Below are 15703 nucleotides of genomic sequence, written 5' to 3' on the forward strand. Positions count from 1 at the left end.
ACAGGGGATTTATTGGAAAACGGAAAATATCCTACGTTAAGGCTTCTTGTACGACTTTAAATCCACAGGCCTTAATGACCTAAATCTTTTCGGTGATAACTTGGTATTGGTGCGCCATATGTAATCACCACTGAGGTTAATATGTTCCCAACCAAGTGGCGATAGGTGAGCAATCAGATCTCCATCCGCTTCGATACCTTTTCGTTTAAGGGCCTCTATAGCTCTTTCTATATACACCGTATTCCATAATGTAATTGCTGCTGTAAGTAGAGTCAGTCCACTTGCTCGATAGCTTTGATTCTCAAGTCTTCGATCTCTTATTTCCCCAAGCCGATGCATAAAAACAGCTCTAGCAAGAGCATTACGTGATTCACCCTTATTCAAACCAGCTTGTACTCTGCGGCGCAAAGCCGGATCTCGAAGCCAATCAAGCATGAACAACGTTCTTTCTAATCTGCCAATTTCTCTTAATGCTTTAGCTAATCCATTCTGTTTGGGGTAACTAGCCAGTTTTTTCATCATCAGAGAAGCGGTGACTGTCCCTTGCCTAATTGATGTGGCAAGACGCAATACCTCATCCCAATGTGGCTCGATATCTTTTGGTTTCAAACTTGTTGGAGAGATAATGGATTTAAGTCCTGGGTATTGCTCCGGCTTTCCTTCTATATACAAGCGCTTATCATGAAGATCTCTAATTCGTGGGGCAAAGGCAAATCCTAGTAGATGCATTAAAGCAAAGACATGCTCTGTGAAGCCTGCTGTATCGGTGTAATGCTCGGCTATTTCAAGGTCACTTTCGTGATAAAGCAATCCATCAAGCACATGCGTTGAGTCTCTGACTCTACTGATTACCTTCGTGAAAAAAGGACTGTATTGATCTGAAATATGAGTATAAATCTGGACACCAGGCTCTTGGCCGTATTTAAGATTAACTTGACCTGCATAACGCCCATGGTTACCTACTCGAAAGTTTTGCCCATCAGAAGACGACGTTGAACCATCTCCCCAAAAAGTAGCCAGCGGACATTTTTTCTGAGCGTTGACGAGCTCAGCTAACGCTGACGAATACGTTTCATCCCTTATATACCAAGCCTGTATGCCTTCCAATGATGTTTTAGTTGTGCCTGGGCAGGATTCCGCCATTTTTGACAAACCTAAGTTTATGCCATCAGCGAGAATTGTCGTCATTAACAACTTCTTGTTCCTTGGCTTTCCATGCCTATTTTTAAGGTGAGTGAAGTGGTCAGTAAAAGAAGTCCAACGGTCTACTTCATCTAGTATCTCAGTGATTTTAGGGTGTGGCAGCATGCCGTAAACTAAATCAGCATAGGACGATACCTCTGGAGGGACACTGTTATCAAGAGGAGTGACTTTTAACCCTCTATCTGATACCTCAACATCTGGTAATTCACCAATCATAGCTAGCGTGTTGACTTCCTTTAATCTGGATGAAAGCAAGGCTATTCTGGACTGATAATACTCATGGAAATTCGTTGATACCGATAAAGGCAGTTGTTCATTATCTCGAGCTTTTTCAAAGTCTTGATATGGGGTTAGATAATCATCAAAATTTTTATAACGTCTTGAACCACTTACCCATATATCACCTGAACGTAATGCGCCTTTAAGTTCATTTAGAACGCAGAATTCGTAATACTTTCGATCAACTCCGGAAGGTGTCATCACCAGTTTTCTCCAGTTTTCCGGAATGAAGTCCAGTGGAGCTGAAGCGGGAACTTTTCTGAGCTGCTTTCTGTACATGTGTGTGAGTACATCTAAAGCACTCTTTAGTTGCACTGCACAAGGAGCTGCACTGAAATGCAAAGTAGACAACATTCGTGGCGCATATTTTCTTAATGTGCTGTATTTATCTATGATTAAGTGGAGAGGATCATAATTGTCTCTTTTCGCTAGGCTTTGAGTTTCTTCAATACTGGTAACGAACGCTTCCCAAGGAAGAATGTCTTCAATAGCCTCGTAAGGATCTTGACCAGACTGTCGCGCATTCAATAGTGCTTCACCTACTGATATGTATTGGCGTAGTTTATTCCTGATAAGTTTGCCGGATTGTTGAAGCCGCTCTGCTTGTGAATATTTTGCCTTGCTGAAAATACTCCCTAGTATTCGTTCATGTAGCTCAATGATCTCATCAGTTAATGTAGCTCGGGCTTCTTCTAGTACACAGACTAATGTTGCATATCGCCGTTTAGCGGAGAACTTGGCCAGATCTCTGCTACTCATCTTTTTCCCTTCACGTGCCAATTTTAATAAGCGATTTTGATGAACGCTTCTTTCTATCCCTTTTGGTAAAGCTATATTCTGTATGGTCGTTAGTCGATCGATATGTCGTAAGACACTCTTTCCATTTGCTGTCCCTGGCGGCTGCAACAACCACGCTAACCGTGAAGGTCGTCCCCCTTCGGATACGAGAAGATTATCAAGCGCATCTCGATGTTTCTGAGTTAAAGAAGTAGTGAGAGAAGAAAATACCGCTTTATCGGCAAGAGTTGTGGTTTCAGCTAATGTGCGTTCAATAACTTCAATTGTGGGAAAAATTATATGGTTATTATGTAGCCATTCAAGCATCTCTTCAGCAAGAAGAAATGCACGTTCTGTTCGCATTGCGTGGGGTAGAAGATGATTGATACAATCCTGTTTTCTCTGCTTGTTAAAGGGATTCAAACCGAGATAACGATATAGCTCTGCTAAATGTTCCCAGCGAGTTTCTTCTCTTTCTGCGTATTTCCCCCAAAGGTCAGAAGACAAGGACAGTCTCATCGAAACTCTAGATGCAATGCCCCCATGGGGAGGGTGCTGAGTATCAGGAAGAAACCCAGGCCCACGCAAGTAACAAAGCATGATAGCAAAGCCAAATCGGTTTTCTGATTTACGATGCTTGTTTATCAAACTGATATCTTGGTCGCTAAGGAAGCTGATCCGAGTCAAGATAATATCGTCATCAGGTATCACTAGCAGGTTTTCTTTTTCCTCGATACTCAATATTTGTCGTCTCGGCATAACATCTTCCTAACTTATTGGAGCTTGATAGAAAATACATGTACGAAACTGTTCGGTTTCGTACCCCTACCATATAATATGTACTAAACTATACCAAAGTAATTTCGTACACCCTTTGTAATTAGTACTCCCTTTTCGTACAGGAAAATGAACTATGTCACGTGTTTTTGCCTATTGTCGAGTGTCCACTTTAGAGCAAACGATAGAAAACCAACGGCAAGAAATTCAAGCCGCAGGATTCCATATAGAGAAACGCCGTATCATGGAAGAAAGCATCAGCGGCTCTGTTGCGGCAAATGAACGTCCTGAGTTTTCTCGATTACTCGATCGATTAGAACCAGGCGATGTGCTTGTTGTGACCAAATTAGATAGATTGGGGCGCAATGCTATGGACATCCGAAAAACTGTCGAGCATTTAGAAGAATTAGGTGTCCGTATTCATTGCTTGGCTTTAGGGGGCGTAGATCTAACAAGCTCGGCTGGAAAGATGACGATGCAAGTTATTTCCGCTGTGGCTGAGTTTGAGAAAGATCTACTTGTTGAAAGGACTCATGCAGGAATAGCTCGTGCAAAATCTGAAGGTAAGCGGTTTGGTCGCCCTCCATCACTTAACAAAGAGCAACAACAGGAAGTTTGTTTACGAATAAAGAACGGAGAAAGTATTAGTTCTATCGCTCGTGTATTCAATACAACAAGGCAAACCGTTATGAGGGTTCGTACAGCCAATGCCCTAATTTAACTTTGATTAGGGCTCTTTATCAGCGTTTAATGTCTCGATTTTATGTACATCAAATGAATACCGGTGGGGGTTATCTTAGTCAAATCCCGACTGTACACATACCCATATTTTTCTAACAAGTCGATAGAGTGATATGTCCATCCAGCAGCAAACGCCACACCTGCTAATGCAAAATAAAGACTAATTTTGTTAGCTAACTGCATAGCTCTTTGAGAATAAAGCTCATTGATTTTTTTCCCGTATAGCAACGCTTTAGGTGTCATAAAAAGCACACACACTAAAACCCCAAAAACACCAACAGGAACCCACAAAGTAATAATGGAGACTTGCACAGTATCGGCTCGATTCAATAGATCAAGGTAATCCAGATAAACCCCATAAGAAGGATAAAGCCAACACAGCAACATTAATGAAATAAAAAACAAGCCAGCCAAACGGATTTTAGTTTTATATCGCACCTTCTAACCTTTCAACTATCGTTTGAGAAATTTTGTATTCGCCCCAAGCCCATTCAATTAGAACATATGTCGCTGTTACAGCAATTGCACCGATAATTATGGGTTGACCTAAGAAAGCAGCAGCAAATAAGGCGGCTTCACCAACTGCGCTCTGGAGCATAAATTTGAACATGTCAGAGCCAACATTGCCGAACCAATCCACTAGGTGATAATCATCCTTAAATATTAAATCGGTTGTGGCTATGCTGGCCGATACCACAAACGTTAAGGCTCCGGCTCCTTTAAAGTTTGCAGCCCTAGATTGAGGGCTAAAGCCAGCTTGCATCGACTTAAACGAGTTAAGCGGATATTTTTTCCCATCCATATTGATGCGTGTACCATTCACAAACGCATGTTTGAGCCATGATTTCACTGTATTGATACTCATAGCAAGAGCAGCAACGTTTTTACCAGCATCAAGCCAAACGTTATGCAAAATTTTATGAGCATCCTCAAGATCAACAATCATTACATGCTGATGGTTCTTCGCCATTTCTTCTTCAAGAGAGCATTGCAAACCAATAGAATCACTCAACGCCAGCTGAGAGGCTAAACCTTCCGTATGTACGGGGATCCCGTAGATTTCAGCAATACTTTTGCCTTCAGCGTATTGCGAGGAGTGTTTCTGAGCCTCTTGAGAAGCCAATAAACTGTCACTGACATACGCATTTTCCTGTTGCACCGCTCTCTTTTGGCGCAACTCTTCTGCATCACGCTCCGCTAATGCCGCCTTGACTCGCTCGATGCGCCTGTCCACGTCCGGTTCAATCACTTTTCGTCCACCTTGCCAAAGCCCAAGCGATTTGCCGTATTGTAGATGTTTCTCTCTAGTTGCCATATGTACTACTCTCACTCCACTGACAGAGAAGAGAATAACAGCTAAAGCGTCGGGGCAAAAACTTGCTCAAAAGTTATAAATGGGGTTTGAGGTCCAACGGAACGAAAGTGTACGTTTAGAGGGTTATCTATCTGTATTTAATGAAATTTATTATTACCTAGCGCCTTTTCTTTATATGCACTACTATTTATAATAATTGAATAGCTTGAGTGGGAATATGGACATACAAAAGGCATCGAAAGAACTTTTATCCAATGCTCGACTACTTCCTAGACATACATTCACATTGTTCCGTAATGACGTCAGTCAGATCGTAAACCAACTCGACTCCTTGGAACGTTACATACAAAGTAGCGAAAACGCCTCACCTGAAAATGATTCTATTCAACTTCGCTTATCGGAAGTTCATTTCATACTCAGCGAATGCCGATACCATCAATTTTGTACTATCGTCATTTACTTATTGATTATCGTTTCTTTTAGTGCATTCTTATTCTGGATTTAGGCCTTTTTAAACAAAGACTTAGTTTGAGTCACTTTCATTTAACACTTTATATACTGTCGAGCGTGCAATGCCCAGTTGCCGCGCAATGTCAGTCGCTCCTACGCCTTGAGTATACAAATCGTTGAGCCGTTTTCGATCTACTGTTCGTTTACGCCCAAACTTAATCCCTTTCAATTTCGCTTCTATTCGCCCTTCATTGGTTCGTTCTAGTATTCGGTGGCGGTCAGCTTGGGCAACTGCAGATAAGATGGTGACCACCATCTTTCCCATTTCACCTTCAGTACTGATCCCATCATCTAGAAACTTGATGGCAACACCCATCCCATCAAATAATTTGATCAAACTGATCATGTCTGCTGTGTCACGGCCTAGTCGGTCCAGCTTCTTGACCAAGAGAACATCACCTTCTTCCACTTTCATCTGAAGTAATTCAAGCCCCTTTCTCTCATTGTTGCTGCCGGATGCCTTGTCACTAAAAATTCGGCTCGGCTTCACGCCAGCACTTTTTAGAGCCTTGAGCTGAATATCGAGGGATTGTTGACTGGTCGATACACGAGCATACCCAAATAATCTCAAAATCGTCTCCTATATCGAATAGTGGACAATATGTGTCTACTATCTCACTTTGTCGATTAAATAGACACTTATAAGTATCTGTTTTATGGTGTCTGATAAATTATAACATTTCGGACAGTTGCGAGATTGTTAAATTTTCAGTTTGTAGGAAAAGAATATGCCAGTCGATTTTTTGACCGAGGAACAAAAGCAAAACTATGGGTGTTATGCCGCCGAGCCAAATGATGTTCAATTAGCTCGTTACTTCCATCTTGATGAGCGCGATCTGGCGTTTATCCAGCAACGTCGAGGAAAGCACAATCGTTTAGGGATAGCATTACAACTGACCACGGTTCGGTTTCTTGGAACATTCGTTACCGACTTAGAGCCGATTTACCCCAGTGTGAAACAGTTTGTCGCCAAACAAATTGGGATCCGTCATCCGCAAGTGATCATGCGTTACGCTCAGCGTCCCACCACTCACCGAGAACACACCTTTCTAATTAAAGAGCATTACGGCTATCGAGATTTTGGTCGTTTTCCTTGGTCTTTTCGCCTAAAGAGACAACTGTTCGCTCGAGCATGGTTGAGTAATGAACGTCCAGGACTCATGTTTGATTTTGCTACTGCCTGGCTACTTCAAAATAAGGTCTTGCTCCCAGGCGCCACAACATTAGTTCGCTTGATTAGTGAAGTTCGCGAGCGAGCACAGAAAAGACTCTGGAAGAAGTTGGCCGCACTTCCCAACCAATGGCAAAAGGCTCAGTTGCTGGCGCTATTGGAAGTGCCTGAAGGTCAACGCTTATCACAACTTGAATTACTAAGAAAAGGCCCAACCACCATTAGCGGTCCCTCCGTTCTGAGTGCACTCTCTCAATATTCAACCTTGCGTAGTTTAGAGATCTCTAAACTAAATTTTACAGATCTCCCTCTCATACAACTGCGTAACTTGGCTCGCTATGCGGGGATGGTTTCAGTGAAGTATATTTCTCGAATGCCAGAGGAGCGAAAGCTTGCAGTACTGACAGCTTTCGTCAAAGCGCAAGAAATTATTGCTTTGGATGACGCCATTGATGTACTCGACCTCTTGATCACTGATATTACACGCGAAGCCAAAAAAATCGGTCAAAAAAAGCGACTCAGAACCTTAAAAGACCTTGACCGAGCAGCCTTGTTGTTAGCAAGAGCTTGCTCTGTTTTGCTTGACGAAAAAACCGGTGACACGGAACTGAGAACGTCGATATTTAAGCGAGTTTCAGAAGAGAATCTGCTTGAGTCTGTTGAAAAAATCAATGAGCTCGCTCGCCCCCAGAACAATCATTTTTATGACGAAATGGTTGAGCAATATGGGCGCGTTAAACGCTTTTTACCGACGGTTCTAGAGGAGCTTCATTTCTCAGCGGTTGCCGCTGGGGAGAGTACACTGGAAAGCATTCATTACCTTGCCGAGCTGAAAAAGACAAAAAGACGTTTTCTCGACGATGCGCCTGAGCACATCGTTAAGACATCATGGAAAAGGCTTGTATATGACGGGGATGGTCGTATCCAACGCGCCGGTTACTCTTTGTGTTTCTTAGAGCGTCTGCAAGATTCACTCCGCCGCCGAGACGTCTGGGTGACAAAGAGTGACCGTTGGGGTAATCCTAGAGAAAAGCTCTTAAATGGTGAAGCGTGGCAAGCTCAACGAGTGCCCGTTTGTCGAGCTCTTGGCCATCCAACGAACGGTCATGAAGCTATGCGGCAGCTCGCGCGACAATTAGACGATACATGGAGAGAAGTCGCTGACAGATTTGATGAAAACACCGAAGTGAGTATTTGTACCAATGGTAAGCACCCATCATTGACCATTTCGAATTTAGATAAACTTGAAGAGTCTCTGTCATTAAAAACTCTGAATCGCCGAGTAAAGCAGTTGATCCCGCCAGTAGACTTAACGGAGTTATTACTCGAAGTTGATGCTTGGACAGGCTTTACACAGGAATTTACCCACGTTAGGGAGTCCGAGGCAAGAGCGCAGGGGTTACACATCAGTGTATGTGCGGTATTGATGGCTGAAGCTTGCAATATCGGTCTAGAACCATTGATCAAATCGAATGTGCCAGCCCTAACTCGGCACAGATTAAGTTGGGTTAAACAAAATTATTTTCGAGCAGAAACATTAACTAACGCGAATACTAGGTTAGTTAATTTCCATATAAAACAACCATTAACAAATGCTTGGGGTGACGGAAATGTTGCTTCCGCGGATGGAATGCGTTTAATTTCCTCAGCAAAAACAGTGAATGCAGGTCCGAACCGGAAATTCTTTGGTGCTGGACGTGGGATCACTTGGTACAACTTCATCTCAGATAAATATTCTGGTTTTCATGGCATCGTCGTGACAGGAACGTTACGAGACTCACTTTATGTATTGGAAGGAATACTGGAGCAGCAAACAGGGCTCAATCCCATTGAGATCATGACAGATACCGCCGGAGCGAGTGATATTATCTTTGGTTTATTCTGGTTGCTAGGGTTCCAGTTCTCCCCACGGTTGGCGGATGCGGGAGAAGCGGTATTCTGGCGAGTAGATAAGTCTGCTGACTACGGGCCGCTAGATGATCTAGCTCGAAGTTGTACGGATCTTTCAAAAGCTGAAGAGCAGTGGGATGAAATGATGCGAACCGCTGGCTCATTGAAGCTCGGCACTATTCGGGCATCCGAGCTGGTTCGGTCTTTGCTCAAGAGCAGCCGTCCATCAGGTTTAGCTCAAGGCATTATGGACGTTGGCAGAGTGAACAAAACCTTGTACTTGCTTAACTATATAGACGATGAAGATTATCGCCGTAGGATCTTAACACAGCTCAATAGAGGAGAAGGTCGGCACGCCGTCGCTAGAGCGGTTTGCTATGGTCAACGTGGAGAAATTAAAAAGCGCTATCGAGAGGGGCAAGAAGATCAGCTAGGTGCTTTAGGTATCGTTACCAATGCCATCGTGTTATGGAATACTCTCTATATGCAGGAAGCATTAGATTGGATGCGGTCCAATAATGAAGAAATTATAGAAGACGATATATCTCGGCTATCCCCACTAATATACAAACATATCAATATGTTAGGTCATTACACATTTACCTTGCCAGAAGACTTAGAGAAAGGAGAGTTAAGACCTTTAAACCTTAATAATAGTGATAAATATTGAGTCGATATGAGAAAGATAAATTACGTCTTATCAATAACTTAACCCTCTAAACGTACACTTTCGTTCCGTTGGACCTCAAACCCCGTTATCGTCGAAGCAAAGGGCTGTGTTCGATGAACTGGTCGTTTCAGGACTTGTTGAGTTTCAAGAAGGAGATGACCAACCAAGACTCTCAAAGAGTGCTAAACAGTTGCTCACTCTCAATTCTAGCGCGGGGCGATATTTGTCCATGCCTGATTATGCAGAGCTCCAAGAGGCGCTATTTGTAGCGAAGGAAAAGCTGTTGATCGCACATGATGTAGCTCATGACTCTCAAACCGCTAAGTTTTTCCGACTTCGCCTAGCGACTATTCTGCAACAACATCTGTATGTATTGCGGATCAGCTTGGAGCAAGATGGGGTTTGTTACCCGCTGATCAAAGTCGGAATGACAACTCGAAGCATAGAAGAGCGAACGCCGGAGATCTGCCGTGATTTAGAGAAGTTTGGTCGCATACAGAATATTGAAGCGCTTGGGTTCTTTCATCACTTCGGAAGCCTAGAAAAGCGTTTGTTGAAGTTGATGCAACCACAACAACATAAACTAGGCTCTCTAACTGAATACAGTGACCTATTAAGTATTCCTCCACACTTACTAAACGAAGATATTCGCAACCTTGGTAAACGCAAGGTGAACGGTCACGAATGCTCTGTTACGTACCGCCATCACCAGAGAAAGGTTCGAGGCGGCCAGCGTCGTTCTCAGTTGCTCAATGATCAGCACTTGGGTCGGCCAAGCAAAAAAGCAGATACTCTACTGGAAGATTACCCCGATGTGGTCAGGGCTCATGAGAACGGGCTATCGCTTCGGAAAGCGAGCGCGGAAACTGGCCATGCTGTTAATACTGTTCGAAAGGTCTATGACGTTCTCAAAGCAATGAGTTGATGCTATTACGCTATGCTGCAAAGTGAGCGTTTTGATAGTGAAGTCGGCTATTTTCCATATGAACCATAACACCCACTTAAAAGAGCCGTTATGATGGCTTAATAGCGATATTTATTGGAAGTTAGGTGTCTAATGCCACATAATTTTTTGGATAAAAAGAAAAAGCCGTTGAGTTCTTCTGGGGGAGGGTACAAGCCTCTGCATGATGAAGAGGCACTAAAAAAACCACCAGTTCGAGAGGAAACGGTTAGAGAGCGTGCGGCACGTCAGCGACGAGAGCGTCAAGCCGAATTAACCTTTACCCAAGAAGACTACGACCGATGGGCGAGGAACCGTGAACGCGTCATTGCTGAGCGTCAACAGGTCACTTTTGAACTTGGTTGGATGCAATCGCCTGTAACACAGTCACAGAATGAACTGTGGGAAAGTCTTTTCACCTCAGAAACCACGGAAGAACAAAAGCAAACCATCAAACAGTGCAATGTTCATCTTAACGACCCCGTCCGTCAGGGGGAAATTGTTCTACTCCCTACCACGCAGCCACAAACATCAGAAGAGCAACGTTTGCTCGATAAATGGTTAGAAGAAGCCAAGATCGCCAGCACAGAGTTAGGCAAACTTCTGGATGAGGAAGTGGCCACCCTTAACCGTCATTTTGAACTTTTCTCTCATCAATTGGATGAAAGAATTCGCACAGATGGTTTGCCGACGGATTTTTATGCTCAAGTAGGTACAGGTGTTGGAGCAACGGCGGCACTTGTCGAACAAAACCTAAAGAACATCCAAAACGTACTATTAGAGATCAACAACCTCTATGTTTCTCAAGTTGCAATGGCGACTCGTACTGGAGGGATGGGGATGAATTATGGTGCATTCGTTGCTGACCGTGCTGATCTGTTTAAAAAGCTCGATGGCTCATTTGCGATGTTGTCCAAGCGAAGTGTTCAACTCCCTATTTACACGCAAATCAAGCGTAGTCTCAAACTCTCCACTAAGTCCGTCATTCATAATGCGGATGAAATCTTAAAAACAGGCTTTGTGAAAGAGCTTGGTAAGCGCATTGGCAACATTGCGATAGGTATTTCTGCTGCAAGAGGTTTGGGTTATGTCGGTTTAGTGGTTGGTGCAGCCAGCGGTATGAGTAGTATCTATGAGGCATGTAAGGTCGATAGTTCAGGGGATTGTGGTAAGACGACGACTAGAGAGATCGCTGGATTTATTGGTGGTTGGTATGGTGGAGTTAAAGGCGGAACTGCTGGCGTTGGAGTCGCGATTGCCTTGGCTATTGGTGTGACAGCTTCAGCTCCTGTTCTAGCGATCGCCACAATAGGTGGCGCAGTTATTGGAGGCGCCATTGGTGGTGTTATTGGATCTACTGCCGGTAAAGCTGGCGGTGATCTTGCTTATGATATCTATGAATGGGTGGTTGAATAAATGTCAAACGCTGTTTGGTGGGAGTTCTTTATCATGATCCCCGCAGCTATTTTTGGGGGATATGCCATCATTTGGGCAGTACCGGCTGTCATTATGAATGCAATCGTATCTTTAGGTAGCTTTAAGCACATTATTTTTATGGATAAGCAATTAGCGAAAGACCTAGATAAATATTATGACGAAAAAGGCTATATGCGCCCGAAGTACCAGCTATCTTGGGAGATTGGCAGTCGTTGTTTTGATTATTGGTTTAAATACCCATTCATTCGTAAGCGTTCAACAACGAATTCAACTAAATTTAAAGTATTTATGTGGGTTAATGCGTTAGGAATGTGGAGCTGGGTCGGTGTTTTTTGCTTTGGTTTAATAGGTAAATTATTTCATATAATTTAACTTAAATTCTTAAGTGCGAACTCAGTCCTTACTCGGTGAATAACGTCAAAATGTCATTGCCATTTTGACGTTATACTTCTTTAGATGTGTCCTTCCAACCGTTGCCATCGTCATAGCGCGTGAGTTCTCTTTCCATTAAGTCTTTGATCTCTATATATCGAGTGTCATCAGGAGCATGGTGAGACGCTGAGCGCTTTGCGGCCGCTAGATTCTTCATGAAGATGCTTTCTTCCTCAATTTTCTTCTCTTTCGCATTGAAGTACGTAACGTGAAAAGTTGGCATAGAATTGGTGTCCTTTGTTCGTGTGTCGCATACGTTTCTGCTGCATTACACCCGATAGTTAACGGGATGTACTAGGATATGCGCTTGATGTGTCTGGGCATTCCACTCCTTCATTTCAGCAAGGAACAGGCCGTGATGGTTGATGGACTCGATGAGCTCTGGTGCGCGTTCTAATTGGATGAGCATGGACAGTGGTGCCACTTGTTTATGCTCTTGATCAAAGCCGTGTTCGATTTGCTCTTCAATCATGTAAAGAATACCAGGTTCTGCTTCGCTGCCTTCTTCAAACAATCGTGACTCGATCCCTTCTTCGTCGTATAAATGCACCAGTAGGTTATACAACTTTTCAGCACCAACAAGTTTCGTTCGATTGGCTTGTGAGTTCAGATCATGCAATCGCATCTCTAAGTTTCCCCCTTGTTTTCTCGCCACATTGAGCATCAGCTTAATGTCTTTTTTGATGTTGGCTAAGCGTTTATCTTTTAACTTAGGTTTTAAGTATTTGATGAGAATTTCATTGCGAGTTTGCACCGGCACGTGGCGATTTGTCGTTGATACTTTACTGAGTAGGTGGAGCAGGGCGTGAGTGACGGTATCGTGAAGGTTATGGTAGTAGTCAAAATCTCGTTTGATTTGCATCGCTGTGTTTGGTTGTTTTATACATGATGTGAAATATGGGTGCTCGTTGGCCAGTCTCTTAACAATACTGAATCAGGGAGAAGGATCCTGTAACCTTCTCCCTGTCCAGCTTACTTCACTTCGTAGGCGAGTTTTGCCAGAACATTTGTATTCACGGTGTGGTACTCAAACTCACACAGTGAGTCGCGTACTAGCCACAACGCGCATAGCGCGGTAATACAAACAGTGATAAGCCCTAAAAGAGCGTATTTTTTATTCGGCATAACTTGCCTCCAGTTAGTGAAGAGGCTAGTATTTGTATTGTCTGATACATATACGTTGCCTCGTTTGAATTTATAGTTCATTCGGGGCTTTGTATTTTCTACCACTTACAAAACAGGTTTTGCTCATGGTAGAAAACCAAGAGCACCCAGCGACATTCTAAAGCTTTTCGGCTTCTCTCTCTATCCTTTTGTTTTTCAATCCCGTTTTAAAAATATCCTCTCTTAAACGTACGCATACGAATAAGAATTGAATTATTTATCCAGCTAATCGATGCTATGGTTCTGGTGTGTCAAGAAAGTATCTTTGTGTTTGTTCTGGGGCCGTTGTTGGAAAGAACAACATACTTTCGTAATACAGTAGGAATCTTGGGCGTTACCGCAAGCGGTCGGGCTTTTCGTCGCTTCGCTTCTCGTGCCGATAACTTAACTCAATACGAGCTGGCTAATACCAGGTTCATACTTCACTTGGTATTAGCCGGCTCTGTTCGTTTAAGTTCCTGTCACCCAATCCCATAACGCAACTTCGCTATGCGTCTGAGGCGACGCGCTGCGCCTCGTTCCTCGTTGCAAAAAACATCTTTCGTTTTAGCCTGCTAAGTGGCTGGTAATCGCACCTTACCTTCTCGTCAGTCATGCCGTTTCCTATGTGAGTTCCCATCTACGTCTCGTTTCTTCCTGTTAACCATCCTCAATCAGACCCTAAATGACAAGGTAAGGCAGAGCCGCTTCGCGCCCTTGTCATTTAGAACCATGCTTGAGGGCTGGACAGTCAGACGACGACGAAGATGAAAACTCAAACAAACATAGGAAACTTCACCATGACTGACTCAAACGTAATTTGCTCAACCATCACTAAGCAGCCTAAACCGACCAAGTTCTCGGACTTGGAGCCGAAGGCCAACTCTAAAGATGAGTTTTTAAAATCTTTTACGAGTCGTAAGTTACGTAAGAATGCGAAAAAGAAAATCGCTCAGTTACTTGCTTATGCTGACACCGTAACGCTAGAAACCCAATCTATGGGTATGGATGATTGTTTCCGTCACAATGAGCCAGTATCCATGCCTAAATCGGATTTTTGGGCGTGGTATGAGCGTGAATATTCGGACATGGTGATCATGTTGACAGTACAAGATGGTGTATTAACGTGCGCGAAGTTTTGCGACTGCATTTATCACTTTTCAAATGATGTGGTGATGACTTTCTCTCTAGAAAAAGAAGAGGTAGAGGAAGAAAATTCAAAGGTTGAAAAGCTTATGTTTACCTTTGCGCAAGTGACCGAAGCTCTAGAGCAAGGTTACATTTCACCACTTAATCACGACCAAAAGCACCCAGAGCCAACCCCACCAACGGACGACACCAAGACCCGCAAAGTTAGCAGTCTTGGCGATTATCAAGAGCGCATCGAGAGCAAAAAAGAGCGTTTAGAAGCGCGAGCGGAAAAAGCACAAGCACAATCTAATACCCGTTTTGAAACCGCTCACCAGTTGGGGAATGTTCTACCATTCGGACAACCAATTCTTGTTGGCCACCACAGCGAAGGTAAGCACCGTCGTTTGATTGAAAATATCGATAACAACATGCGCAAATCGGTTGAGGCGCAAGATAAGGCGGACTATCTAGAAGCGAAAGCGGCAAGTGTAGGAAGTGCAGGGATAGCGTCAGACGACCCAGAAGCGATCCAAAAGTTAAAAGATAAGCTGGCGAACCTTGAGCGCAGTCAGGAAATGATGAAAGCCATTAATAAGGTGATCCGTTCAAAGCACATGAGTAACACAGACAAAGTTGAGTACATGATACAAACTCATAAGCTCACCGAAAAACATGCAGCAGAGCTACTAGAAGGGGACTTTTGCGGTCGAGTGGGTTTTCCAAGCTACGCACTACAGAATAACAACGCAACCATTAGAACAACGAAACAGCGCATCGAGGAACTAGAAAAGCTGCACAATGAAGCGCCTTTAGATGATGCTGGCGAGGTAGAGGGCGTAAACTGGACGCTTTACGAGGAAGACGGGCGCATCAAATTTTCGTTTGATGGTATCCCATCGGAAGCGGTGAGAAAGGTGCTTAAATCTAATGGTTTTAAATGGTCACGTTATTCTAAAGCATGGGTACGTAAAATGACGGGGAACGCCGTGAGAGTGACGCAGTTTGTTGTTGAGGGACTGAAAGAAATGTAGTGGTCATATCCAGCCTTCGGGCTGGATTTTTTGCGAGCGCGGCTCATTCTTCGCCGCGTACCCAAGAGCCTATCGGCTTACTCGTACTTACTCACAAGCGGTTGGAAATAATCAATATGTGGTGTTGTCTCTAGTTGCAACTATCACTAGATGTTGGGCTTGAATTGGGCGTTACCGCAAGCGGCAAGGCTTTACGCTTGTATCTTCCATCTATGGACTAAGACCGTCATCGTCCCGAAACGTCACAAGTGCC

The 15703-nt window shown here is 43.7% G+C and carries 13 protein-coding genes; 6 read left to right on the forward strand and 7 right to left on the reverse strand.

Annotation, left to right across the window (positions count from 1 at the left end):
• Nucleotides 1-36: 36 nt before the first annotated feature.
• Nucleotides 37-3018 carry a Tn3 family transposase gene (locus ACLIIY_RS29570; protein ID WP_024699795.1) on the reverse strand — a complete coding sequence of 994 codons (2982 nt, stop codon included), beginning with the start codon at nucleotides 3016-3018 and terminating at the stop codon, nucleotides 37-39.
• A gap of 154 nt (nucleotides 3019-3172) precedes the next feature.
• On the opposite strand from ACLIIY_RS29570, the gene ACLIIY_RS29575 reads away from it, so the two are divergent.
• Nucleotides 3173-3757: a recombinase family protein gene (locus ACLIIY_RS29575; RefSeq protein ID WP_024699794.1), complete on the forward strand. Its 585-nt coding sequence runs from the start codon at nucleotides 3173-3175 to the stop codon at nucleotides 3755-3757.
• 26 nt (nucleotides 3758-3783) lie between these two features.
• Here ACLIIY_RS29575 and ACLIIY_RS29580 read toward each other — a convergent pair whose 3' ends face one another.
• The 3 genes from ACLIIY_RS29580 to ACLIIY_RS29590 form a co-directional block, all read right to left on the reverse strand.
• Nucleotides 3784-4215 (reverse strand): hypothetical protein, encoded by a 432-nt coding sequence (locus ACLIIY_RS29580; protein WP_024699793.1) that lies wholly within the window; start codon nucleotides 4213-4215, stop codon nucleotides 3784-3786.
• Nucleotides 4205-4999, reverse strand: coding sequence for a hypothetical protein (locus ACLIIY_RS29585; RefSeq protein ID WP_371807222.1), 795 nt, complete (start codon nucleotides 4997-4999; stop codon nucleotides 4205-4207). Before ACLIIY_RS29585 ends, ACLIIY_RS29580 begins: the two co-directional genes overlap by 11 nt.
• Before the next feature lie 616 nt (nucleotides 5000-5615).
• Nucleotides 5616-6173 carry a recombinase family protein gene (locus tag ACLIIY_RS29590; RefSeq protein WP_031419876.1) on the reverse strand — a complete coding sequence of 186 codons (558 nt, stop codon included), beginning with the start codon at nucleotides 6171-6173 and terminating at the stop codon, nucleotides 5616-5618.
• A gap of 157 nt (nucleotides 6174-6330) precedes the next feature.
• On the opposite strand from ACLIIY_RS29590, the gene ACLIIY_RS29595 reads away from it, so the two are divergent.
• From ACLIIY_RS29595 to ACLIIY_RS29610, 4 genes are all read left to right on the forward strand, one after another.
• Nucleotides 6331-9333 carry a Tn3 family transposase gene (locus ACLIIY_RS29595; RefSeq protein WP_085576793.1) on the forward strand — a complete coding sequence of 1001 codons (3003 nt, stop codon included), beginning with the start codon at nucleotides 6331-6333 and terminating at the stop codon, nucleotides 9331-9333.
• A gap of 229 nt (nucleotides 9334-9562) precedes the next feature.
• A complete protein-coding gene (locus ACLIIY_RS29600) occupies nucleotides 9563-10258 on the forward strand; it encodes a hypothetical protein (protein ID WP_434529581.1) in 696 nt (231 codons plus the stop codon).
• Between the two features lie 132 nt (nucleotides 10259-10390).
• Entirely contained in the window at nucleotides 10391-11692 is a 1302-nt protein-coding gene (locus ACLIIY_RS29605) for a hypothetical protein (protein ID WP_434529582.1), read from the forward strand.
• Nucleotides 11693-12085 carry a hypothetical protein gene (locus ACLIIY_RS29610; RefSeq protein WP_289882580.1) on the forward strand — a complete coding sequence of 131 codons (393 nt, stop codon included), beginning with the start codon at nucleotides 11693-11695 and terminating at the stop codon, nucleotides 12083-12085. It begins immediately after the preceding gene.
• Between the two features lie 70 nt (nucleotides 12086-12155).
• Here the strand turns inward: ACLIIY_RS29610 and ACLIIY_RS29615 are convergent, their stop codons facing one another.
• From ACLIIY_RS29615 to ACLIIY_RS29625, 3 genes are all read right to left on the reverse strand, one after another.
• Complete coding sequence (locus tag ACLIIY_RS29615; RefSeq protein WP_434529583.1) at nucleotides 12156-12368, reverse strand: hypothetical protein; 213 nt, start codon at nucleotides 12366-12368, stop codon at nucleotides 12156-12158.
• Between the two features lie 45 nt (nucleotides 12369-12413).
• Complete coding sequence (locus tag ACLIIY_RS29620) at nucleotides 12414-13007, reverse strand: DUF2913 family protein (protein ID WP_228085892.1); 594 nt, start codon at nucleotides 13005-13007, stop codon at nucleotides 12414-12416.
• 110 nt (nucleotides 13008-13117) lie between these two features.
• A complete protein-coding gene (locus ACLIIY_RS29625; protein WP_434529584.1) occupies nucleotides 13118-13270 on the reverse strand; it encodes a Hok/Gef family protein in 153 nt (50 codons plus the stop codon).
• An 818-nt stretch (nucleotides 13271-14088) separates the two neighbouring features.
• On the opposite strand from ACLIIY_RS29625, the gene ACLIIY_RS29630 reads away from it, so the two are divergent.
• A complete protein-coding gene (locus ACLIIY_RS29630) occupies nucleotides 14089-15450 on the forward strand; it encodes a DUF3560 domain-containing protein (RefSeq protein ID WP_434529585.1) in 1362 nt (453 codons plus the stop codon).
• Nucleotides 15451-15703: the final 253 nt, after the last annotated feature.

Origin of the sequence: Vibrio sp. K4, from assembly GCF_051122595.1 — a bacterium.
Lineage (GTDB): Bacteria > Pseudomonadota > Gammaproteobacteria > Enterobacterales > Vibrionaceae > Vibrio > Vibrio owensii.